General features: G+C 71.7%; 19 protein-coding genes. 14 read left to right on the top strand and 5 right to left on the bottom strand.

Features of this window, described 5'->3' with window-relative positions; all coding sequences use genetic code 11:
- The first annotated feature begins 37 nt into the window (after positions 1 to 37).
- The 12 genes from ACRB68_RS33725 (at position 38) to ACRB68_RS33780 (ending at position 14,406) form a co-directional block, all read left to right on the top strand.
- Positions 38 to 697, top strand: a complete 660-nt coding sequence (locus ACRB68_RS33725) for an HAD family hydrolase (protein ID WP_328595118.1) — start codon at positions 38 to 40, stop codon at positions 695 to 697.
- 349 nt (positions 698 to 1,046) lie between these two features.
- Positions 1,047 to 1,484 (top strand): hypothetical protein, encoded by a 438-nt coding sequence (locus ACRB68_RS33730; RefSeq protein ID WP_153539831.1) that lies wholly within the window; start codon positions 1,047 to 1,049, stop codon positions 1,482 to 1,484.
- Between the two features lie 438 nt (positions 1,485 to 1,922).
- On the top strand, positions 1,923 to 2,918 hold the full coding sequence (locus ACRB68_RS33735; protein ID WP_328595119.1) for an ABC transporter permease: 996 nt from the start codon (positions 1,923 to 1,925) through the stop codon (positions 2,916 to 2,918).
- A 61-nt stretch (positions 2,919 to 2,979) separates the two neighbouring features.
- Complete coding sequence (locus ACRB68_RS33740; protein WP_194293558.1) at positions 2,980 to 4,740, top strand: ABC transporter substrate-binding protein; 1,761 nt, start codon at positions 2,980 to 2,982, stop codon at positions 4,738 to 4,740.
- Between the two features lie 44 nt (positions 4,741 to 4,784).
- Positions 4,785 to 5,795, top strand: coding sequence for an ABC transporter permease (locus ACRB68_RS33745; protein ID WP_328595120.1), 1,011 nt, complete (start codon positions 4,785 to 4,787; stop codon positions 5,793 to 5,795).
- The gene (locus ACRB68_RS33750) at positions 5,795 to 6,892 is read left to right on the top strand and encodes an ABC transporter ATP-binding protein (RefSeq protein WP_153539833.1); all 1,098 of its coding nucleotides are present in this window, start codon (positions 5,795 to 5,797) and stop codon (positions 6,890 to 6,892) included. Before ACRB68_RS33745 ends, ACRB68_RS33750 begins: the two co-directional genes overlap by 1 nt.
- A 163-nt stretch (positions 6,893 to 7,055) precedes the next feature.
- Entirely contained in the window at positions 7,056 to 8,117 is a 1,062-nt protein-coding gene (locus ACRB68_RS33755) for an ABC transporter ATP-binding protein (protein WP_153540770.1), read from the top strand.
- 233 nt (positions 8,118 to 8,350) lie between these two features.
- Positions 8,351 to 10,150 (top strand): ABC transporter substrate-binding protein, encoded by a 1,800-nt coding sequence (locus tag ACRB68_RS33760; RefSeq protein ID WP_153539835.1) that lies wholly within the window; start codon positions 8,351 to 8,353, stop codon positions 10,148 to 10,150.
- A gap of 81 nt (positions 10,151 to 10,231) precedes the next feature.
- Positions 10,232 to 11,389: an ABC transporter ATP-binding protein gene (locus ACRB68_RS33765; protein WP_153539837.1), complete on the top strand. Its 1,158-nt coding sequence runs from the start codon at positions 10,232 to 10,234 to the stop codon at positions 11,387 to 11,389.
- Positions 11,386 to 12,471, top strand: a complete 1,086-nt coding sequence (locus tag ACRB68_RS33770) for an ABC transporter ATP-binding protein (RefSeq protein ID WP_153539839.1) — start codon at positions 11,386 to 11,388, stop codon at positions 12,469 to 12,471. The genes ACRB68_RS33765 and ACRB68_RS33770 overlap by 4 nt, the downstream gene beginning before the upstream one ends.
- A 28-nt stretch (positions 12,472 to 12,499) precedes the next feature.
- Positions 12,500 to 13,465 (top strand): ABC transporter permease, encoded by a 966-nt coding sequence (locus ACRB68_RS33775; protein ID WP_153539841.1) that lies wholly within the window; start codon positions 12,500 to 12,502, stop codon positions 13,463 to 13,465.
- Positions 13,462 to 14,406, top strand: a complete 945-nt coding sequence (locus ACRB68_RS33780) for an ABC transporter permease (protein WP_328595121.1) — start codon at positions 13,462 to 13,464, stop codon at positions 14,404 to 14,406. The genes ACRB68_RS33775 and ACRB68_RS33780 overlap by 4 nt, the downstream gene beginning before the upstream one ends.
- A 90-nt stretch (positions 14,407 to 14,496) precedes the next feature.
- Here the strand turns inward: ACRB68_RS33780 and ACRB68_RS33785 are convergent, their stop codons facing one another.
- The 5 genes from ACRB68_RS33785 to ACRB68_RS33805 all read right to left on the bottom strand — a co-directional run bounded on the left by ACRB68_RS33785 (position 14,497) and on the right by ACRB68_RS33805 (position 21,041).
- A complete protein-coding gene (locus ACRB68_RS33785) occupies positions 14,497 to 16,989 on the bottom strand; it encodes an ABC transporter permease (protein WP_235960679.1) in 2,493 nt (830 codons plus the stop codon).
- Positions 16,986 to 17,780: an ABC transporter ATP-binding protein gene (locus ACRB68_RS33790; RefSeq protein WP_328595122.1), complete on the bottom strand. Its 795-nt coding sequence runs from the start codon at positions 17,778 to 17,780 to the stop codon at positions 16,986 to 16,988. Before ACRB68_RS33790 ends, ACRB68_RS33785 begins: the two co-directional genes overlap by 4 nt.
- A gap of 259 nt (positions 17,781 to 18,039) precedes the next feature.
- Positions 18,040 to 18,720 (bottom strand): response regulator, encoded by a 681-nt coding sequence (locus tag ACRB68_RS33795; RefSeq protein WP_153539843.1) that lies wholly within the window; start codon positions 18,718 to 18,720, stop codon positions 18,040 to 18,042.
- Positions 18,721 to 18,782: 62 nt separating this feature from the next.
- A complete protein-coding gene (locus ACRB68_RS33800) occupies positions 18,783 to 20,003 on the bottom strand; it encodes a sensor histidine kinase (RefSeq protein WP_328595123.1) in 1,221 nt (406 codons plus the stop codon).
- Between the two features lie 120 nt (positions 20,004 to 20,123).
- Positions 20,124 to 21,041, bottom strand: a complete 918-nt coding sequence (locus ACRB68_RS33805; RefSeq protein WP_153539847.1) for a RecB family exonuclease — start codon at positions 21,039 to 21,041, stop codon at positions 20,124 to 20,126.
- A gap of 135 nt (positions 21,042 to 21,176) precedes the next feature.
- Between ACRB68_RS33805 and ACRB68_RS33810 the strand changes: the two genes are divergently transcribed.
- Both ACRB68_RS33810 and ACRB68_RS33815 read left to right on the top strand, forming a co-directional pair.
- Entirely contained in the window at positions 21,177 to 22,391 is a 1,215-nt protein-coding gene (locus tag ACRB68_RS33810; protein WP_328595124.1) for a site-2 protease family protein, read from the top strand.
- Between the two features lie 32 nt (positions 22,392 to 22,423).
- Entirely contained in the window at positions 22,424 to 23,428 is a 1,005-nt protein-coding gene (locus tag ACRB68_RS33815; RefSeq protein WP_235960681.1) for a tRNA (adenine-N1)-methyltransferase, read from the top strand.
- The last annotated feature ends 52 nt before the right edge of the window (positions 23,429 to 23,480 follow it).

The raw sequence follows: 23,480 nt of genomic DNA on the forward strand, positions 1-23,480 counted from the left end.
CTATCCTTCGGTCCCTCGGACCGGAAGGGGACACAAGGTGACAAGCGCGACCGGGTTGCAGGCCGTCCTGTTCGACATGGACGGCCTGCTGATCGACTCCGAGCGGCTGTGGCTGGCCGTCGAGCACGAGGTGATGGCCCGGCTCGGCGGCGAGTGGAGCGAGGAGCACCAGCACGACCTGGTCGGCGGCAGCCTGGACCGGGCGGTGGCCTACATGCTGGAGCTGTCCGGCTCGGACGTGCCGCCCGCGCGGGTGGGGGAGTGGCTGCTGGCCGGCATGGCCGAGCAGCTGGGCGCGGGCGTGCCGCTGCTGCCGGGCGCCAAGGAGCTGCTCGCCGAGGTCCGCGCCGCCGGGGTGCCGGCCGCGCTGGTGTCCTCCAGCCACCGGCGGCTGATCGAGCCGGTGCTGGACGCGATCGGCCGCGAGCACTTCGCGGTGACCGTCGCCGGGGACGAGGTCGCCCGCACCAAGCCCGATCCCGAGCCGTACCTGACCGCCGCCGCGCGCCTGGGCGCGGACCCGCGCCGCTGCGTGGTGCTGGAGGACTCCCCGAACGGCCTGGCCGCGGCGGAGGCGGCCGGCTGCCGCACGGTCGCGGTGCCGGGCGTCCTGCCGGTGCCGGCGGCGCCCGGCCGCACCGTGGTGGCCTCGCTGCGCGAGGTGGACCTGGCGTTCCTGGCGGCGCTCGGGGCCTGAGCGCCGCCCGGGAGCACCCGCCCGGAACCGCGGTGCGGGAAAACGCCGGCCGGCCGGGCGCCGAGCCGGTAGGCTGCACCGTCCCGCCGCCGGTGCCCCGCGTCCCGCCCGGCCGGCCCCGGCTCTGCCGCCGAACCGTCATGTGATCGTTGCCGGACGTTGATTTCCCCCTGCATACCGCAAAACGGCTCACTCCTGGGTCCCTGATACTCCCGGGGTGCTCCCTAGGGGACGGATCACGCGCAAGGAGGAGACGGCGGCGCCGGTAAACGGTCCCCGGGGAGGATCGGCCCCACGGTCCCCGCGTGTGACCATGGAAGGGAAGCACCGTTCGGACTGAGGGGCCGGCATGAGCGATTCCGTCATTTTCGCGATCAGCCTGGGGGTCACCCTGGCCGGCCTGGTGGTGAGCTGGGGCCTGTACCGGCGCCGGGGGGCGGCGCTCGCGATGCGCGGCGCGGCCTGGTCGCTGGTCCCGCTCGCCGCCGCGCTGACGGGGGTCACCGGGTTCCTGGTCGACCTCGCGCTCAGCCCCGCCAAGTGGGCGGGCGTCGTCGTGGCGGGCCTGGCCGTCCTGCTCTACCTGACCTCGGGCGCCATGCTCGGCCGCCGCGCGGCGGCGGGTGGCGGCGGGCGCAGGGCCGCCGCCCGCGGCGAGGCGGCGCCGAAGGCCGCCGGGCGCCGTGCGCCGCGCGGCGAGGTCGCCGGCGCCCCGGGCGCCGGGGCCGGCATGGACCCCGAACTCGCCGAGATCGAGGAGATCCTGCGCAACCGCGGCATCAAGTGATCCGCACCGGATGACCGGTGCCCCGCGCTCGGGGCCGGCCGGGGCGTCCTCCTGCGACAGGCAGGGGGGCGCCCCGGCCGTCGTTTCTGCGGAGATCCGATCCGACCTGCGCAGGGTCGATCTCAGATCGGACTCGGTCCGGTAAAGCTTCCCGCTCCGTCCCGGTCTGCGGTTGCCGAGCACCCCTGGACGTTACGTACTATCTGGGCGCTTTGTCCTTTGTGTTGTGCAGGTCACGTGTGCCCCAGATGACGACGAGATCACAAGTCAGAAACGGGTACTGGCACAGGCTGCTTCACGGATGGACAGTCGTGCCCGAAGCACTAGGTTTCCCTCCAGCAAACGCGGCGTAACGGGCACGCGGGCAGCGGACGATCCCGCTCTGCCCCCGGCCGTCGGCCGGTGGCAGCGTGGCCGGAGATGTAGGAGGTAGCGAGCGTGACCGCACCGATCGAGGTGTCGGGGTCCGAGACCGAGGCCCAGCCGGACGCCGTCCTTGCGGGCGTCGATCGCAAGGCGATCCAGGGGCGTTCGCTCGGGCAGATCGCCTGGCTGCGCCTCAAGCGCGACAAGGTCGCCATCGGCGGCGGCATCGTGGTGATGCTGCTGATCCTGATGGCCGTCGTCGGGCCCTTCCTGGTGGGCGACCCCAACCAGCCGCACAACGACCTCATCGACCCGATGCTGTCGCGTCCCAAGACCGGCATCATGCACTCGGGCATCAGCTCCCACCACTGGCTCGGCGTCGACCTGCCGGCCGGCCGGGACATGCTCAGCCGCATCGTCAACGGTGCCAAGTACTCGCTGATCATCTCCTTCCTCGCCACGATCCTGGCGGTGGTGCTCGGGGTGTTCTTCGGCGTGGTGGCCGGCTACTTCGGCGGCTGGGTGGACACCCTCATCGCGCGCACCATGGACATCTTCCTGGCGTTCCCGCTGCTGCTGTTCGCGATCGCCCTGGTCGGCGTCTTCCCCGACAGCGCGTTCGGGCTGTCGGGCAACGGCCTGCGGGTGGCGTTCCTGATCTTTGTGATCGGGTTCTTCAGCTGGCCCTACATCGGGCGCATCATCCGCGGCCAGACGCTGTCGCTGCGCGAGCGCGAGTTCGTCGACGCGGCCCGGAGCATGGGCGCGCGGGCGCCCTACATCCTGTTCCGCGAGCTGCTGCCGAACCTGTGGGCGCCCATCCTGGTCTACGCGACCCTGATGATCCCGACCAACATCATCTTCGAGGCCTCGCTGTCGTTCCTCGGCGTCGGCATCAAGGCGCCCACCCCCAGCTGGGGCGGGATGCTGAACGAGGCCAAGGAGGTCTACGAGGTCGCGCCGCACTTCATGTTCTTCCCGGGCATGGCGATCTTCATCACCGTGCTGGCCTTCAACCTTTTCGGTGACGGCCTTCGGGACGCCCTGGACCCGCGCTCCTCGCGCTGACATCCAGAACACCCATCGTTCGAGACAGCCTCGACCGAACTCCAAAGGGAGACCGCAAGAGATGAAGAGATCAGCATTCAGGGGGTCCGCCGCGCTGGCTGCGGTCGGCGTCACCGCCGCCCTCGCGCTGTCCGCCTGTGGGGGCGGGGACGAGAACGGTGGCGGTGACGGCGCCTTCGACCAGGCCAGCAACGCCATCGTGAACGCGTCCGACAAAAAGGGCGGCACGCTGAACCTGCTGCGGACCGGCGACTTCGACTCGACCGACCCGGGCAACATGTACTACGCGACCGCGTGGAACTTCAGCCGCCTGTACGCGCGCCCGCTGCTGACCTTCAAGTCCGTCGCCGGCCAGGGCAACCTGGACATCGTGCCGGACCTGGCGACCGGTCTCGGCCAGGCCAGCCCGGACCAGAAGACCTGGACCTACAAGCTGCGCACGGGTGTGAAGTTCGCCGACGGCACCCCGGTCACGGCCAAGGACGTCAAGTACGCGGTCGCGCGGAGCAACTACTCTCCCGAGGTCATGGAGAAGGGGCCGGTCTACTTCCGGCAGTACCTGGAGAACCCCAACGGGTACAAGGGCCCCTACAAGGACCCGAACCTGGACAACTTCAAGGGCGTCACCACCCCGGACGACCAGACCGTGGTCTTCCACCTGGCCAAGCCCTTCGCCGAGTTCGACTACCTGGCGACGATCCCGCAGACCGCCCCCGTGCCGAAGGCCGCCGACACCGGTGACAAGGGCGGCGTGAACTACGCCAAGAGCGTCGTCTCCACCGGCCCGTACAAGATCGACAAGTACGAGCCCGGCAAGTCGATCTCCCTCAGCAAGAACCCCAACTGGGACACCAGCGACCCCAACCGCAAGCAGCTCGTCGACAAGATCGAGGTGCAGCTGGGCGTCGCGGCCGACGAGGTCGACAACCGCCAGATGGACGGCAGCGCGCACATCGACGTGCAGGGCAACGGCGTCAACGCCGCCGCCCGCTCCAAGATCCTGTCGGACCCGGAGCTGAAGAAGAACGCCGACAACCCCAAGTCCGGCTTCCTGTGGTACACCGCCATCAGCCGCCAGGTCGCGCCGTTCGACAACGTCGAGTGCCGCAAGGCCGTGCAGTACGCGGTCGACAAGACCGCCTACCAGGCCGCCTACGGTGGCACCACCGGCGGTGACATCGCCTCCACGGTGATGCCCCCGAGCCTGAAGGCCTACCAGAAGTTCAACCTGTACGAGACCCCGGGCGACAAGGGCGACGTGGCCAAGGCCAAGGAGCACCTGAAGGCCTGCGGCAAGCCCGACGGCTTCTCCACCAGCATCTCCTACCGCACCGAGCGGCCGAAGGAGAAGGCCGCCGCCGAGTCGGTGAAGGCCTCCCTGGAGAAGGTCGGCATCAAGGTCGACATCAAGAACTACCCCGAGGACGGGTACACCGGCGGCGTCGTCGGCGACCCCAAGTTCGTCAAGAAGAACAACCTCGGCCTGATGGTCTACGGCTGGGCCGCCGACTTCCCGAGCGGGTTCGGCTTCCTGCAGCAGATCACCGACCCGGGCGCGCTGAAGGGCACCGGCTCCTCCAACATCTCCCACATCGACCTGCCTGAGATCGCCAAGATGTTCCAGGACGTCCCCGCCATCAAGGACGAGGCCGGCCGGAACAAGGTCTACCAGGAGATCGACAAGAAGGTCATGGAGGACGCCTCCATCATCCCGATGCTCTACGCGAAGAACCTGTACTACCGGAACCCCAAGGTGAGCAACGTGTTCATCAACTACGGCTACTCCGGCATGTACGACTACGCCAACCTCGGGCTGAAGTAAAGATCTGAGAGAGGTGAAGGCAGAGGCGGCCGGCGCCGATAGCAGTGATCCGATACATCATCCGGCGCCTACTGGTCGCCGTGCTTCTGCTGGCGATCATCAGCCTGGTGACGTTCGGCATCTTCTTCCTCCTGCCCAAGCTCGCGGGCCAGTCCACCGACGACCTCGCCGCGCGCTACCTGGGCCGGGAGGTGACCCCGGAGGGCCTGGCCGGGGTCAAGGCCAAGCTCGGCCTGGACGACTCCTTCCTGGTGCGGTACTGGCACTTCATCGAGGGCATCTTCGTCGGCACCGACTACAAGTTCGGTACCAGCGTGACGCACTGTCCCGCACCGTGCATGGGGTTCTCCTACCGCACCAACGAGCCGGTCTTCGACCTGCTCCTGGACCGCGCCCCGATCACCTTCTCGATCGCGATCGGCGCGGCCGTGCTGTGGCTGCTGGCGGGCGTGACGATCGGCGTGGTCTCGGCGCTGCGGCGCGGCTCGGCGTTCGACCGCGGCGCGATGTCGATGGCGCTCGCCGGCGTCTCGCTGCCGATGTTCTTCACCGGCCTGGTCTCGATCTTCCTGTTCTGCCGGCAGTTCAAGATCCTGCCCACCCCGCGGTACGAGGCCTTCCTCGGCAACCCCGCGACGTGGGCGCAGAACCTGATCCTTCCGTGGGTCACGCTGGCGTTCCTGTACGCGGCGATGTACGCCCGGCTCACCCGGGCCGGGATGCTGGAGACGATGGGCGAGGACTACATCCGCACCGCCCGCGCCAAGGGCCTGCCCGAGCGGGACGTGATCGTCCGGCACGGGCTGCGGTCGGCCCTCACCCCCATCATCACCATCTTCGGCCTGGACATCGGGCTGCTGCTCGGCGGCGCGGTCATCACCGAGACCACGTTCTCGTTCGCCGGCCTCGGGCAGCTCATGCTGCAGGGCATCACGCGCAGCGACCTGCCCGTGGCGCTCGGCGTCACGATGGCCACCGGCCTGTTCGTCATCGTGGCGAACCTGGTGGTGGACATCCTGTACGCCGTCGCCGACCCGAGAGTGAGGCTGGCCTGATGGCGGGCAAGGCGAGCAAGGCGCGCGGCGCCGAGACCATCGACACGGCCGCGACCGGCGCCGCCGCGGCGCACACCCCCTCGGCCTTCCTCGAGGTCCGGGACCTGAAGATCCACTTCCCCAGCGACGACGGCCTGGTCAAGTCCGTGGACGGCCTGTCGTTCGAGCTGGAGCGCGGCCGCACCCTCGGCATCGTGGGCGAGTCGGGCTCGGGCAAGAGCGTGACCAGCCTCGGCATCCTCGGCCTGCACAACCGGCGCAACGCCAAGGTCTCGGGGGAGATCTGGCTGGACGGCCAGGAGCTGGTCGGCGCCACCGAGGAGCAGGTGCGCCGGCTGCGCGGCCGCGACATGGCGATGATCTTCCAGGACCCGCTGTCGTCGATGCACCCCTTCTACACGGTGGGCCAGCAGATCGTCGAGGCGTACCGGATCCACCACGACGTCAGCAAGAAGGCCGCGCGCAAGCACGCGATCGAGATGCTGGGCCGCGTCGGGATCCCCAAGCCCGACCGGCGGGTGGACGACTACCCGCACCAGTTCTCCGGCGGCATGCGCCAGCGCGCCATGATCGCGATGGCGCTGTCGTGCGACCCCGAGCTGCTGATCGCCGACGAGCCGACCACGGCCCTGGACGTGACCGTGCAGGCGCAGATCCTGGACCTGATCCGGGACCTGCAGCGCGAGTTCAACTCCGCCGTCATCATGATCACCCATGACCTGGGCGTGGTGGCCGAGCTGTCGGACGACATCCTGGTCATGTACGGCGGCCGCAGCGTGGAGTACGGCAGCGTGGAGGACGTCTTCCACCGGCCCGAGCACCCCTACACCTGGGGCCTGCTCGGCTCGATGCCGCGGCTGGACCGCGACCGCACCGAGCGGCTGATGCCGATCAAGGGCACCCCGCCCAGCCTGATCAACCTGCCGCCCGGCTGCGCGTTCAGCCCGCGCTGCGCCTTCGAGGGGCTGACCGACGGCAAGGCGACCACCGAGCGTCCCGAGCTGCGCGAGTCGGCGCCCGGGCACAAGGTGGCCTGCCACCTGCCGGCGGAGCGCAGGCGGCAGATCTGGGCCGAAGAGATCGCGCCGAAGCTGTGACGGGGAGCATCGGGGGAGCGTGCTCCCCGACGGAGAACGTGGAGACATCGTGAGCACATCGCAGGACCGGGCGGACACGCCCGAGGACACCGCGGCGGGCACCGGCGGCGACACCGCCGCCGCCACGGCGACGGCGGCCGGGCCGGCGGGCGCGGGGGAGCCGCTGCTGGAGGTGGACAACCTCGGCAAGCACTTCCCGGTCACCCAGGGCATCGTCTTCAAGCGCCAGATCGGCGCGGTGAAGGCGGTGGACGGCGTGTCGTTCTCGGTGCGCAAGGGCGAGACGCTCGGCCTGGTGGGCGAGTCGGGCTGCGGCAAGACCACCACCGGGCGCATGATCATGCGGCTGCTGGACTCCAGCTTCGGCAAGATCACCTTCGAGGGCCGGGACATCACCGGCCTGTCGCAGGGGCAGATGCGGCCGCTGCGCCGCGACCTGCAGATGATCTTCCAGGACCCCTACTCGTCGCTGAACCCCCGCCAGACGGTCGGCGCGATCATCGGGGCGGCGTTCAAGCTGCAGGGCGAGACGCCCCAGCAGGGCACCCGCGCCGCGGTCCAGGAACTGCTGCAGCTGGTCGGCCTCAGCCCCGAGCACTACAACCGCTACCCGCACGAGTTCTCCGGCGGGCAGCGCCAGCGCATCGGCATCGCCCGGACGCTGGCGCTGAAGCCGAAGCTGATCGTGGCCGACGAGCCGGTGTCGGCGCTGGACGTGTCGGTGCAGGCGCAGGTGGTGAACCTGCTGGAGGACCTGCAGGACGAGCTCGGCCTCACCTACGTGGTGATCGCGCACGACCTGTCGGTGGTGCGCCACATCTCCGACCGGGTGGCGGTCATGTACCTCGGCAAGATCGTCGAGGTCGGCGACCGCAACGACCTGTACGCCAAGCCGATGCACCCCTACACCAACGCGCTGCTGTCGGCGGTCCCGATCCCCGACCCCGCCCAGCGCGCGGGGCGCGAGCGGATCCGGCTGCAGGGCGACGTGCCGAGCCCGCTGGACCCGCCGCCCGCCTGCCGCTTCCACACCCGCTGCTGGAAGGCGCAGGACATCTGCAAGCAGGTCGAGCCGCCGCTGGTCGAGCTCAGCCCGGGCCACCAGGCGGCCTGCCACTTCCCCGAGAACACCACGGTCAGCCAGACCGACCTGGTCGCCAAGGCCGCGGTGTCGCCCGGCGCGTCCGCCGACGGCGCCGCCGACGCCCCGCAGGCGCAGGAGTAACGCCGCCGGCGCCGTCACCGCACGGCCCCCGGTACCGCACGGCCCGCACGGACCCCTTCCGTGCGGGCCGTCGGCGTTCCCGGGACGGCCCGGTCATCAAGGCCCGATGTGCCCTTGGACACGGGGCGATCACGAATCCGCAGGGCTCTGGTTTATGCGGCCCGGCGGGTTCACATTCATCCGCAGATGTCGGGCCGGAACGGTCGCCGTGCGACCGGATGCGGAGGATGCGGATGGCAGGCAAGGACAACGGGGCCAAGTTGATCGCCGGGATGGGCGTTCTGTCGCTCGCCCTGGCGGCCTGCGGGGGCGGCGGCGGGGACGGGGGCGGGAGCGGCGACGAGGGGGGCGCGCCGAAGAAGGGCGGCATCCTGAAGATCGTCGGGTCGTCGGACCCCGACCACGTGGACACCGCCAGCTCCTACAGCACGGTGGGGCAGGCGCTGTCGCGCAACTACGCGCGGCCCCTGTTCGGCACCAAGTCGTCCAACAAGTTCGACGAGGCGGTCCCGCTGCAGCCCGACGCCGCCGAGGCGCTGCCGACCAAGGAGAACGGCGGCATCAGCGGCGACGGCAAGACCTACACCATCAAGGTCCGGTCGGGCATCATGTGGAACACCCAGCCGGCCCGGGAGGTGACCGCGGCCGACTTCGTGCGCGGCTACAAGCGCCTGTGCAACCCCGCCTCGCCGTCGGGCGCCCAGCCCTACTGGCGCACCACCATCGACGGGATGGACGAGTACTGCGCCGCCTTCGCCAAGGTCGACGCCAAGAGCGCCAAGGCCATCGCCGACTACCAGAACAAGCACGAGGTGCGGGGCCTGCTGGCCAAGGACGACCGCACCCTGGTGATCAAGCTGAAGCAGCCCGCCAGCGACCTGCTGAACATCCTGGCCATGCAGTTCGGGTCGGCGGCGCCGAAGGAGTACGACAACTACATCCCCGACAGCCCCGAGTTCCGCAAGCACACCATCTCCGACGGGCCGTACCAGATCACCTCCTACACCCCGAACAAGTCGTTCGTGCTCGGCCGCAACCCGGCCTGGAAGGCCGAGACGGACCCGATGCGGCCCGCCTACATCGACGGCATCCAGCTCACCCTCGGCCAGGACTCGCCCGACGCGGTGCAGCAGCAGCTGGAGCAGGGCACCGCCGACCTCGCCTGGGACCACCCGGTGCCGACGTCGGCCATCCCGCGCCTGAAGCGCGACAAGGACCCCGGCTTCGCCATCCGGTCGGCGCCGAGCAGCAACCCCTACCTGGTCTTCAACACCCTCAGCCCGAACAACAACGGGGCGCTGAAGAAGAAGGAGGTGCGGCAGGCGATCGAGTACGCGATCGACAAGTCGGCCCTGGTGAAGATCTACGGCGGCCCTGACGTGAGCGAGCCGCTCGGGCAGGTCATCCCGCCGGGCAACGTCGGCTACGTCAAGTACGACGCCTACCCGACGCCGAACAGTGCGGGCGACCCGGCCAAGTGCAAGCAGATGCTCGCCGCCGCCGGCTACCCGAACGGGCTGAAGCTGAAGTTCCCCTACCGGGTGTCCAGCAACCACCCCAAGGTCGCCCAGTCGATCAAGGACAACCTGGCCGGGTGCGGCATCACCGCCGACATCTCCCCCGACAACAACGGCAACTTCTACGGCACGTCCCTGGTCACCCCGGCCAACGCCAAGGAAGGCAAGTGGGACATCGCCGCGCCGGGCTGGCAGCCCGACTGGTACGGCAACAACGGCCGCTCCATCATCCAGCCGCTGTTCGAGGGCCGCAGCTACGGGCCGAACTCCACCAACTACGGCGGCTACAACAACCCCGAGGTGGACAAGCTCATCGACCAGGCGCTGCAGGCGCCCGACCAGAACGCCGCGGCGGAGGCCTGGCACAAGGCCGACCAGCTGATCATGCAGGACGCCGCGGTGGTGCCGTTCATGAACCAGAACTTCACCATCTACCACTCCAAGCGGGTGAAGAACGCCCAGTTCATCCCGACCCTGCAGGCCTACGACTTCACCAAGCTCTGGCTGGCCTCCTGAGGCAGCGCAGAGCGGTACCGGGCGGGGCCGCGCCGGCCCCGCCCGGGTCGTGGCCGGAACGGTGAGGGAGGTGAGCGGTAGATGAAGTTGCTGGAGGTGCGCGACCTGCGGGTGGCGTTCCCCACCGCCGACGGTGTGGTGCGGGCCGTGCGCGGGGTGTCGTTCTCGGTCGAGGCGGGCCGCACGCTCGGGATCGTGGGCGAGTCGGGGTCGGGCAAGAGCGTCAGTACGCAGACGTTGATGGGGCTGACGCCGGGCGCGCAGGTGTCGGGTGAGGCGTGGTTCGACGGGCAGGACCTGCTGGCGATGCCCGAGCGGCAGATGCGCAGGGTGCGCGGGGCGCAGATCGGCATGATCTTCCAGGATCCGCTGTCCAGCCTGCACCCGCACTACAAGGTCGGCTGGCAGATCGTGGAGATGATCCGCGAGCACGAGCCCGACACCGGCAAGGCCGCCGCGCGCAAGCGGGCGGTGGAGATGCTCGGCCTGGTCGGCATTCCGCAGCCGGATCGGCGGGTGGACGACTACCCGCACCAGTTCTCGGGCGGCATGCGGCAGCGCGCGATGATCGCGATGGCGCTCGCGCTGCATCCGAAGCTGATCATCGCGGACGAGCCGACGACGGCGCTGGACGCGACGGTGCAGATGCAGATCCTGGACCTGATGCGGCGGCTGCAGCGGGAGTTCGACACCGCGCTGATCATGATCACCCATGACCTGGGCGTGATCGCCGACATGGCCGACGACGTGCTGGTCATGTACGGCGGCCGGGAGGCCGAGGTCGCGGGGCGGCGGACGCTGTACTACCGGCCGCACCACCCCTACACCGTCGGGCTGCTGGAGTCGGTGCCGTCGGCGCCGGGCGTGGGCGGCCGGCTGAAGCCGATCCCGGGGCAGCCGCCGAGCCTGATCAACCTGCCGTCGGGGTGTGTGTTCCATCCGCGCTGCGAGTACGTCATGGAGCGCTGCCGCGTCGATGAGCCGCCGCTGCGAGAGGTCGTCGCGACCGAGCCGGCCCCCGGCGAGGAGCCCGCGGGTGCTCTGCCCGGTGGTGATCTGCCCCGTGTTGATCTGCGCAGGGACGGGACGCACCGGTCGGCGTGCTGGCTGCCGCACACCGCCGTCGGCCTGGACGCCGGGGTCGCCGCGGCGCGGCGGGCCGCGTCCGAGGCCGCCGACGCGGGCGCGGGCGCCGCGGAGGACGCCGACGGCGCCGAGCCCGAAGGAGGCGAGCGATGACCGCGGAGGCCGCACAGGACGACGTGCTGGTGTCGGTCGAGGGTGTGGTGAAGTACTTCCCGATCAAGCAGGGGATCGTCTTCAAGAAGGAGGTGGCGCGGGTCCACGCCGTGGACGGTGTCGACCTGAAGGTGCGGCGCGGCGAGACCCTCGGCATCGTGGGCGAGTCGGGCTGCGGCAAGTCGACCCTCGCCCGCTGCGTCACCGGCCTCTATCCGGTGACCGCCGGCCGCATCACCTATGACGGCGAGGACATCACGGGCTTCTCGCGGAGCCGGATGAAGGCGTTCCGCCGTGACGTGCAGATGATCTTCCAGGATCCCTACGGGTCGCTGAACCCGCGACGGCGGGTGGGGTCGATCATCGGGGATCCGTTCGCGATCCACAACATCGCCGACGGCGCCGACCGCAAGAAACGCGTCCAGGAGCTCATGGAGCTGGTCGGGCTGAATCCCGAGCATTACAACCGGTTCCCGGCCGAGTTCTCCGGCGGGCAGCGCCAGCGCATCGGCGTCGCCCGCGCCCTGGCGCTGAAGCCGAAGCTGATCGTGTGCGACGAACCGGTCTCGGCCCTGGACGTCTCCATCCAGGCCCAGGTCATCAACCTCCTCAAAGACCTCCAGGACGAACTCGGCCTCACCTACGTCTTCATCGCCCACGACCTGTCGGTCGTGCGGCATGTCAGCGACCGGATCGCGGTGATGTACCTCGGCAAGGTCGCCGAGCTGGCGGACGCCCCCGCCCTGTACGAACAGCCGCGGCACCCGTACTCGGCGGCGCTGTTGTCGGCGGCGTCGATCGCCGATCCCGACGAGGCCGAACGCGCCGAACGGATCATCCTCATCGGCGACGTGCCCTCGCCGATCGACCCGCCCTCCGGCTGCCGCTTCCACCCGCGCTGCCCGAAGGCACAGGAACGCTGCGTCGCCGAGGAGCCCGCGCTGGTGGTCCGCGACGGCGACGCCGCCGACCACCTGACCGCCTGCCACTTCCCGGTCGAGCCCGGCGACGACCTCACCCGCGCGCACGCCGGGATCTCCCAGGAGTCGACCGCGCCGGCGCTGCCGGAGGCGACGACATGACCCCCACCCACTCCCCGGGAGGACGGCGATGAGCCTGACCGAGGCACAGGCCGAGGTCGTCCCGGCCGGCGTCGAACCGTCCGGACGGCAGATCCAGGGCCGCAGCCCGTGGCGGCTGGCGTTCGCGCGGCTGCGCCGCGACCGCCTGGCGATGGTGTCGCTCACGGTGATCGTGCTGATGGTGCTGTTCGCGCTGTCGGCGCCGCTGTGGGCGCACTGGACCGGCCACAGCTTCCACAAGACCTACCCCAAGACGGGGCTGGACGAGTCGGGCCAGCCGGCCGGCCCGAACGGCGAGTTCTGGCTCGGCGCCGACTCCATCGGCCGCGACGTCCTGGTGCGCGCGGTCTACGGGGCGCGGGTGTCGCTGATGGTGGGCCTGGCCGCGACGGCCCTGGCCACCGTGTTCGGCGTCGTCACCGGTGTCCTGTCGGGCTTCCTCGGCGGCTGGGTCGACACCGTCCTCGCCCGCTTCATGGACATCGTGCTGTCGTTCCCCTACGTGCTGATCGCCATCGTCATCGCCACCACGTTCGGCGCGAGCGTCCCGATGACCATCATCGTGATCGCGTTCTTCTCGTTCGCGGCGATGGCGCGGGTGGTGCGCGGGCAGGTGCTGTCGCTGCGGGAGAAGGAGTTCATCGAGGCGGCCCGCTCCCTGGGCGCCGGCAGCCTGCGGATCATGGCGGTGGACGTGCTGCCGAACCTGGTCGCGCCGGTCACGGTGCTGGCGTCGCTGCTGGTGCCGCAGGCGATCGTGTTCGAGTCGACGCTGTCGTTCCTCGGCGCCGGCGTGGACCCCTCCACGCCGAGCTGGGGCTCCATGCTGAGCGAGGCGCAGGACTACTACCGCACCGCCTGGTGGTTCCTGTTCGTCCCGGCCGGGCTGCTGCTGGTCACCACGTTCGCCTTCAACATCCTCGGTGACGGTGTCCGCGACGCCTTCGACCCGCGCACCGAGCGGCTGATCCACAAGGGACGGAGGCACAAGTGATCCGCTTCATCATCCGGCGGCTGCTGTTCGGCGTGCTCGTGCTGTGGCTGGTGTCGACGTCGGTGTTCCTCTGCGTGTTCGTCGCGGCGGGCCATCCCGAGCAGGTCATCGGCGGGCCGCGCGCCACGACCGAGACCCGGGCGCTGATCCGGCACAACCTCGGCCTGGACGAGCCGCTGGCGGTGCAGTACGCCAGGTTCCTCGGCCGGCTGGCGCAGGGCGACCTCGGCACGTCCTACATCTACCAGACCCCGGTCGCGCGGATGATCGGCGACCGGCTGCAGACGACGGCGGTGCTGGTGCTCGGCGCGTCGGTGCTGTGGCTGGCCGGCGGCGTGCTCATCGGGGTGCTGAGCGCGACCCGCGCCCGCGGCCTGGCCGACCGGTTCGCCACCTTGTTCGTGCTGGTGGGCCTGTCGATGCCGGCGTTCGTCGTCGGCCTGCTGGCGCTGTTCCTGCTGTTCAGCAAGCTCGGCGACGCCGGGATCCACCTGTTCGAGCCGGGCCCGCCGCTGCAGGAGCACTTCTGGAAACGGATGATCCTGCCGTGGATCGCGCTGGCGTTCCTGCTCATCGCCGGGTACACGCGCCTCACCCGCGGGTCGATGCTGGACGTGCTCGGCGAGGACTACATCCGCACCGCCCGCGCCAAGGGCCTGTCGGAGCGCCGCGTGGTCTACCGGCACGGGCTGCGGGCGGCGATGACGCCGGTGGTGACGCAGTTCGGCGTGGACGTCGGCACCCTGATCGGGTCGACGATCGTCACCGAGAAGGTGTTCGGCCTGCAGGGCGTCGGGCAGCTGGTGGTGCAGTCCATCACGGTCGGGGACACCCCGGTGATCCTCGGCGTGGTGATGGCGGTGGCGCTGTGCGTGGTGGTCGCGAACCTGCTCGTCGACATCGGCTACTCGTTCCTGGACCCCCGCGTCCGCCTGTCGTGACGGAGCAGGGCCCGGCCGCCTGGGAGTGGCGGCCGGGCCCTGGTGCGGGCGGCGGACCGGCGGAGACCCGCCACCCGCCCGGGGGAGGGCCTATTCGGTGGAGATGGCCTTCAGCACGTCCATCCGGCCGGCCCGCCAGGCGGGCCAGAGCGCGGCCAGCACGCCGATCACCGCGGCGGTGACCAGGTAGCCGGTCAGGGTGCCGAACGGCACCGACAGCACGCCGAGGCCCTGGTCCTTCAGCGCGGTCTGCAGCGCGGCGCCGAACGCCACGCCGATGCCCATGCCGAGCAGCGCGCCGAACACCGCGATGACGATCGACTCGACGCGGATCATGCGGCGCAGCTGGCGGCGGCTGATGCCGATGGCGCGCAGCAGCCCGATCTCGCGGGTGCGCTCGATCACCGACAGGGCCAGGGTGTTGACCACGCCGACCGCCGCGATGATCACCGACATGATCAGCATGATGGTCAGGAAGGTGACGAACTGGTCGACCTGCTTGTGCGCGTTGTCCTTCAGCACCGACTGGTCCTGGACCTCCAGCGCCGGGTTGTCCTTGACGGCGTCCTTCAGCGCGGCCTTGGTCGCGGCGGTCGCGCCGCCGGCGTCGACGATGACGCTGTCGACGACCGGGCGCGGGGTGTGCGCCTGGTACACCTGCCGGGGGACCAGGATCCCGCCGATCAGGTCGCTCTTGTCGTAGACGCCGGCCACCCGCAGCGGCGCGCTCGCGCCGTCGGGGAAGGCGGCCTGGACCGTCGCGCCGGCGGTGAGGCCGCGGTCCTTGGCGATCTCCTTGTCCAGCAGCACGCCGTCGCCGGCGGCGCCGCCCTGGACCATCTTCAGCCGCGCCGCCCGCACCAGCGTCGCGACGTCGCCGGCGACGTAGGACATGCGCTTGCCGCCGAGCTTGATGTCGCCCTCGTAGACGGGCGAGGCGCTGCGCACCCCGCGCGCCGCGGAGATCTTCTTCACCTCGTCGGCGGACACCCCGCCCGCGCCGGTCGGCGTGACGATGTAGTCGGCGCCGAACTGCTTGCCGATCTCCTCGTCGACCGAGGCGCTCATGGAGGCGCCCAGCACGTTCACCGTGGTGATCAGCGCGAGGCCGATCATCAGGGCGGAGGCGGTCGCGGCGGTGCGCCGCGGGTTGCGCAGCGCGTTCTGCTGGGCGAGCCGGCCGGGGGTGCCGAGCAGCCGCGCGAACGGCGCGCCGAGCACCCGCACCACCGGGACGCTGATGACGGGGGCGAGCATCGCCACGCCGAGGAACACCAGCACCGCGCCGACGCCGACGAGCGCGGCGGGGTTGCCGGCGCCGGTCAGGCCCGTGGTGATGAGCCCGGCGCCGGCCAGGGTGAGCAGCGCGCCGAGCGCGACGCGGATGCGCAGCGAGCGCTGGGGGAGCGCGACGTCGTCGCGCATCGCCGCGACCGGCGGGACCTTGGCGGCGCGGCGGGCCGGGAAGTAGGCCGACACGACCGTCACGACGATGCCGACCAGGTAGGACACCCACACCGGAGTGGCGGTGATGACCAGCCCGCCGCCGCCGTTGAGGGACTGCAGCAGCGAGGCCAGGCCGGCGCCGGCGGCCAGGCCGAAGGTGGACCCGACGACGCCGACCGCGACCGCCTCCCCGATCACCGCGCGGGTGATCTGCGGGCGGGCCGCGCCGATGGCGCGCAGCAGCGCCAGCTCGCGGGTGCGCTGGGCGACCAGCATGGAGAAGGTGTTGAAGATGATGAACGCGCCCACGAAGATCGAGATGAGCGCGAACACCAGCAGCATGGTGCGGAAGAACCCCATGAACGCCGCGACGTCGCTCTTGCTCTCCTCGCGCAGCTTGGTGCCGGTGACGGCCTCCACGCCCGCGGGCAGCTTCTGCGCGACCCGGTCGCGCAGCTCGCTTTCGCCGACGCCGGCCGACTTCAGGTGGATGTCGGAGAAGTAGCCGGGCTTCAGCAGCAGCTGCTGCGCGGTGGCGGTGTCGAACGCGGTGATGGTGGCGCCCATCATGTCGCCGGTGTCGAGCAGCCCGACGATGCGGACCTGCCGCGGCCCGGCGCCGGTGACGACCTTGGTGGTGTCGCCGACGCGGTACCCGGCCTTGTCCGCGACGTCCTTGCCGACGGCGACCTCGCCCGCGCCCGCGGGCGCCCGCCCCGACACCACGGGGTTGTCGCCGCCGGGGGTGTAGTTGACGCCCAGCTGCGGCGGGCCCTGCTGCCCCGCCCCGACGATCTTGCCGTCCTTGCCGACGAGCGCGGCGTAGCCGGTGACGTTGCCGGTGGCCTCCTTGACGCCGGGCACGGTGCGCAGGGTGTCCACCAGCGCGGCCGGGACGGGCTGCGGGGCGCCGCGGCCCTCGTTCTCCTGCCCCTTGTCGTCCAGCGACTTGGCCCGCACGTCGACCGCGACGCCCTTGCCGATGCGGTCGAACAGGTCGTCGAACCTGCTGTTCATGGTGTCGGTGAAGATCAGCGTGCCGGCCACGAAGGCCACGCCGAGGATCACCGCGACGGCCGTCAGCACCAGCCGGATCTTGTGCGCCGCCAGGTTGCGGAGCGTGACCTTGGCCATCATCGCGCCACGGCCCCCGGCATGTCGAAGCCCTTCATGCGCTCCAGCACCCGCTCGGCGGTCGGGTCGGCCATGGTGTCCACGATCCGCCCGTCGGTGAGGAACAGCACCTGGTCGGCGTAGGCGGCGGCGGACGGGTCGTGGGTGACCATCACGATCGTCTGGCCCATCTCACGGACCGAGGCGCGCAGGAACGCCAGTACCTCCGCGCCCGACCGCGAGTCCAGGTTGCCGGTCGGCTCGTCCGCGAAGATGATCTCGGGGCGGGACGCCAGCGCCCGCGCGCACGCCACGCGCTGCTGCTGCCCGCCCGACAGCTCGCTCGGCCGGTGCTTCAGCCGCGGCCGCAGCCCCACGGTGTCGACCACCCGGTCCAGCCACGCCTGGTCGGGCCTGCGGCCGGCGATGTCCATCGGCAGCGTGATGTTCTCCAGCGCCGTCAGCGTCGGCACCAGGTTGAACGCCTGGAAGATGAACCCGATCTTGTCGCGGCGCAGCCGGGTGAGCTGCTTGTCCTTCAGCCCGGTCAGCTCGGTGCCGCCGATGTACACCTCGCCCGAGTCGACCGAGTCCAGCCCGGCCATGCAGTGCATCAGGGTCGACTTGCCCGAGCCCGACGGGCCCATCACGGCGGTGAAGCGGCCGCGCGGGATGCCCACGCTGACCGAGTCCAGCGCGATCACCTGGGCGTCGCCGCGGCCGTACACCTTGGCGATCCGGTGGGCCGAGGCGGCGAAGTCGCCCGCCCCCGGCGCGGGCTGCGCGTCGGCGGTCGATGGGGCGGTGTCCGTCACGAGAACTCCCCTGGAGAGTGGGTTGGGAACTGCGGTCTCAAGCCGTGCGGGGCGCCGTGATCGATGCGGCGGGCCCTAGTCCAGAACAGTAGGAGGCCGCGGCTCCCGGGACATGGACCCCAGGAAGGGAATATCCGCTCCACCCAGGGCATGAGGAGCGTCCACCCCCTTCGTCCTCGGGGAGTAGAGGGCCAAGACCAACGATGGGGGGCGTCTCAGGGTTCCCCCTGAGACGCCCCCCATCGGGCGCCCGCTCCGGTCAGGTCTGGCCCGGCCTGCTCAGCCCCGTCTCGTAGGCGTACACCACCGCCTGCACCCGGTCGCGCAGGCCGAGCTTGGCCAGCACGTTGCCGACGTGGGTCTTCACCGTCGTCTCGCTCACCACCAGCGCCGCGGCGATCTCGGCGTTGGAGCGGCCCCGCGCCACGTGCGACAGCACCTCGCGCTCGCGGTCGGTGAGGGTGGCCAGGCCCGGCGGCGGCGCGGCGTCGCGCACCGCCGGCAGCCGGGTGGCGAACTTGTCCAGCAGCCGCCGCGTCACGCTCGGCGCCACGATCGCGTCGCCCGCCGCCACGATCCGGATCGCGGTGATCAGCTCCTCGGGCGGGGAGTCCTTCAGCAGGAACCCGCTGGCGCCCGCCCGCACCGCCTCGATGACGTACTCGTCCAGGTCGAAGGTGGTCAAGATCAGCACCCGCGGGTCGTGCGAGGCGGCCTCCTCCCGGATGATGCGGCGGGTCGCCTCGATCCCGTCGACCCCCGGCATCCGGATGTCCATCAGCACCACGTCGGGCAGCAGCGAGCGGGTCAGCTCCACCGCCGTCGCGCCGTCACCGGCCTCGCCCACCACCGCGATGTCGGGCTCGGCCTCCAGGATCAGCCGGAACCCGGTCCGCAGCAGCGGCTGATCGTCCACCAGCAACACCCGGACGGTGCTCATGTCCCCGCTCCGCTCACGACCATCGATCCCCGCCTCATGTTCCGCATCCGTCCGCCGCCAATCTACGCCTCCAGCGGGAAGCGGGCCCGCACGCCGAACCCGCCGCCGATCCGCGGGCCGATCCGCAGCTCACCGCCGTACAGCGCGACCCGCTCGTACATCCCGACCAGCCCGTGGCCGGGGTTGTCCTTGTCACCCGCCATGATCGTGGCGGTGCCGCGCCCGTCGTCCTCGACCTCCACCGTCAGGTCCGCGGCGGTGTAGTACAGCCGCACCCACGCGCGGGCCTGCGGCCCGGCGTGCTTGAGCGTATTGGTCAGCGCCTCCTGGATGAGCCGGAACGCCGCCACGTCCACGCCCGGCGACGGCGTGCGCGCCTCGCCCTCGATCCACAGCTGCACCGAAAGGCCCGTCTCGCGCACGTGGTCGAGCAGCTCGCCGAGGTCGCCGAGGCCCGGCTGCGGCGCCAGCTCGCGGCCGGCCTGCTCGGCGTCGCGGTCGGTGCGCAGCACCCCGACGATCCGCCGCATCTCGCTGAGCGCGGTCCGCCCGACCTCCTCGATCGTGGACATCGCCTCGCGCGCCCCGTCGGGGTTGCGGTCGATGACGCGCCGCGCCGCGCCCGCCTGCACCGTCATCACGCTGACATGGTGGGCGACGACGTCGTGCAGCTCGCGCGCGATCCGCGACCGCTCCTCGATCCGCGCCGCCCGCGCGTCGCTGCCGCGCGCGCGCTCCAGCCGCGCCGCGCGGTCCTCCAGCTCGGCGAAGTAGGCGCGCCGCAGCCGCAGGTTCCGGCCCAGCACCCACACCCCGACGACCAGGGCGTTGTTGGTCAGCCCCGCGGCGGCCTCGGGCCGCTCGGGCAACGTGAACAACAGCACGTTGAACACCAGCAGCGCCACGCCCCCGCCGAGCGCGGCATGGGCGAGGCCCCGGTAGGCCGCCACCCCGTACACCGCGATGAGGAACGCCAGCATGTCGATGACCGACGGCATGTACGAGCAGGCGGCCAGGACCGCCTCGATGCCGAGCACCACGGCGAGCACGCTCAGCGGATGGGTGCGGCGGAACGTCAGCGCCATCGCCAGCACGACCAGCAGCAGCACCTGCCGGGCGTCGGGATCGACCCAATGGCTGCGGGCCTCGGGGGGAACGGTCTGCAGGAACAGCAGCGGCAGCCCCACCAGGAGCAGCAGCAGCCCGAGGATCGCGTCGGCGGCCTGCGGGCGCCTCTGGAAAAGGGCACGGCAGGTTCGCAGACCACGGATGCGGGGTGACACGATTCTCACCCTAAGAGGTCGCACCAGGTGACGACCCCTCCTGGACGCCGATCCCCGATCCTCCTTGCGGATGACCCCGGCCCGCCGCGGGAGCGGGCGCCGCGCCCGCCGGGGCCGCCCTCAGAGGACGTCGCGTTCGCGCGCCGCCGACTCCAGGTCCGCCGGCGACGGCCGCACCACCGGCTCGGCCGGCAGCGGCGGGGGAGTGCCGCCGAACTCCGGGCACCGCTCCTTGTGCTCGCACCAGCCGCACAGCCGGCTCGGCCGCGGCCGCCACTCACCGGTGTCCATCGCCCGCCGGATCGCCGCCCACAGCGCCTCCACCTTGCGCTCGGTCGCGCGCAGATCGGCCTCGTCGGGCTCGTACCGCAGGATCTCCCCGTCGCCCAGGTACATCAGCTGCAGCAGCCGCGGCACCCGACCGTGCAGCCGCCACAGCACCAGCGCGTAGAACTTCATCTGGAACAGCGCCCGCGCCTCGAAGTCGGCGCGCGGCGCCGCCCCGGTCTTGTAGTCCACGATCCGCACGTCGCCCGACGGCGCCACGTCGACCCGGTCGATGAACCCGCGCAGCTTCAGCCCCGACCCCAGCACCGTCTCCACGAACAGCTCCCGCTCGGCCGGCTCCAGCCGCCGCGGGTCCTCCATCGAGAAGTACCGCTCCACCTGCCGCCGCGCCTGCCCGAGCCACGCGCCGCGCTCGGCCTCGCCGGCGTCGCCCTCGGGGAACAGCTCCGCCAGGTCCGGCTCCCCGGCCAGCAGCCGCTCCCACTGCGGCCCGACCAGCTCCAGCGCCGCGCCGACCGTCCGCTCCCCGGCGGGCAGGTCGTACAGCCGCTCCAGCACCGCGTGCACCAGCGTCCCGCGCACCATCGCCGGGCTCGGCCGCTCGGGGATCTTGTCGATGACCCGGAACCGGTACAGCAGCGGGCACGTCATGAAGTCGCCCGCCCGCGACGGCGACAGCGACCCGGCCACCTGGGGGGTGCCGGTCTCCGCCGCGTCCGCTCCGGTCGTGCCCGCCTCGGTGGTCTCCATGACACTGCAGGGTAGGCGACGCCCCCGACGAAATCCCGCACCCCGTTCCCGCTCCCCGCGCCCGGCGCCACGGCCCCGGCCACGGCCGGAACGGGCCGCGCCGGTCCGCACGCCCGGGGCCGTAGCATCGACGGTGTGACAGACAGCGCACCGCCCACCGAGGACCCCACCCCCGCCGGGCCGGGCACGCCCGGCGGTCCCGGCAAGGGCCCGCGCGACGGCGGCCGGCCCGGCGGGCCCGCGCGCCGACCGGGCCTGTCCATGGGCCGCGTCCTCGGCGTCCCGGTCTACGTCTCGCCGAGCTGGTTCCTCATCGCGATCGTCATCACCGTCATGTTCGAAGGGCAGGTCAGCGACGTCGTCGCCCGCCCCGCCAGCTTCGCGGTCGCCTTCGCCTACGCCGTCCTGCTCTACGGATCGGTGTTCGTGCACGAGCTCAGCCACGCCGTCACCGCCCGCGTCCTCGGCCTGCCGGTCCGCTCGGTCACCCTGCACATCCTCGGCGGCGAGACCTCCATCGAACGCGAGGCGCCCACCCCCGGCCGCGAGTTCCTCATCGCCTTCGCCGGCCCGCTGGTCAACATCGTCCTCGCCGGCCTCGGCCTGCTCGCCGGCGCGACCCTGCCGCTGCCGGACGTGGCGCTGCTGCTCCTGGAGGCCCTCACCTTCGCCAACCTGCTCGTCGGCGTGTTCAACCTGCTGCCCGGCCTGCCCCTGGACGGCGGCCGCCTCGTCCGCGCCGTCGTGTGGAAGATCACCGGCCGCAGCCGCAGCGGCGCGGTGTTCGCCGGCTGGCTCGGCCGCGGCGTCGCCCTGCTCTGCCTGCTGTCGGGCGCGCTCCTGGCCACCCGCCCCGGCAGCGGCGCCGGCACCGGCTGGCTCGCGCTGCTGTGGTCGGCGCTGGTCGCCTCGTTCATCTGGGTCGGCGCGGGCCAGGCCATCCGCGCCGAACGCGTCCGCGACCGCATCCCGCTGCTGGCCGCGCGCCGCCTCGCCCGCCGCGCCGTCCAGGTCACCCCCGACGTGCCGCTCGCCGAGGCGATCCGCCGCGCCCGCGCCGAGCAGGCCGGCGCCATCGTCGTGGTCGACCACGACGGCCGCCCCCGCGGCCTGGTCAGCGAGAGCGCCGTCACCGCCACCCCCGAGCAGCGCCGCCCCTGGGTCACCGCCGGCGACCTGGCCCGCCCGGTGGAACCCGGCCTCACCCTGCCCGCCGACCTGGCCGGCGAGGAACTGCTGGACGCGCTGCGCGGCGCCCCCGCCTCGGAGTACCTGCTGGTGGAGCCCGACGGCGCCGTCTACGGCGTGCTCGCCCTCAGCGACGTCGACCGCGCCTTCGCCGGCGTCTGAGCGGTGCCCGCACACCGATAACCTTGACCTCCATGAGCGAACCTTCCTCCCACGCCGCCCCCGCCGGACGGCCCGCCGCCGCGCCCCTCGCCGGCCGCATCCCGCACGGCCCGTTCCGCCCCGGCGACCAGGTTCAGCTCACCGACCCCAAGGGCCGCATCAACACCATCACCCTGCAGCCGGGCAAGGACTACCACTCCCACAAGGGCGCCATCGCCCACGACGAGATCATCGGCAGCCCCGAGGGCTCGGTGTTCCGCTCCAGCGGCGGCATCGACTACCTCGCCTTCCGGCCGCTGCTCACCGACTTCGCCGTCCGCATGCCGCGCGGCGCCGCCGTCGTCTACCCCAAGGACGCCGCGCAGATCGTCGCGCAGGCCGACATCTTCCCCGGCGCCCGCGTCGTGGAGGCCGGCGCCGGCTCGGGCGCCCTGTCGTGCTTCCTGCTGCGCGCCGTCGGCGAGCACGGCCTGGTCTCCTCCTACGAGCGCCGCCCCGACTTCGCCGACATCGCCCGCGGCAACGTGGAGAAGTTCTTCGGCGGCCCGCACCCGGCCTGGCGCCTCACCGTCGGGTCCCTGGAGGACTCCCTCGCCGAGACCGAGGTCGACCGCGTCGTGCTGGACATGCTCGCCCCCTGGGAGTGCGTGGACGCCGTCGCCAAGGCCCTCATCCCCGGCGGCATGATCTGCGTCTACGTCGCCACCACCACCCAGATGTCGCGCGTGGTGGAGGAGCTGCGCGGCCACGGCGCGTTCGCCGAGCCCTACGCCTTCGAGACCCTGCTGCGGTCCTGGCACGTGGAGGGCCTGGCCGTCCGCCCCGACCACCGCATGATCGGCCACACCGGCTTCCTGGTGACCGCGCGCCGCCTCGCCGACGGCGTCACCCCGCCGCTCCGCCGCCGCCGCCCCGCCAAGGGCGCCTACGCCGCCGAGGACGCCGCCGCCCCCGGCGGGCCCGTCGCGCAGGGTGACGGCGCCGCCCCCGCCGGCGGGGCCCCGGCCGCCGGCGGCGACACGCCGAACGAGTCCTAGATCACGTTTACCGGTTCACGGCAGGACGATGACGTCCGCCGTGCACCGCCGC

It is taken from the genome of Actinomadura macrotermitis, from assembly GCF_009604375.1.
GTDB lineage: Bacteria > Actinomycetota > Actinomycetes > Streptosporangiales > Streptosporangiaceae > Spirillospora > Spirillospora macrotermitis.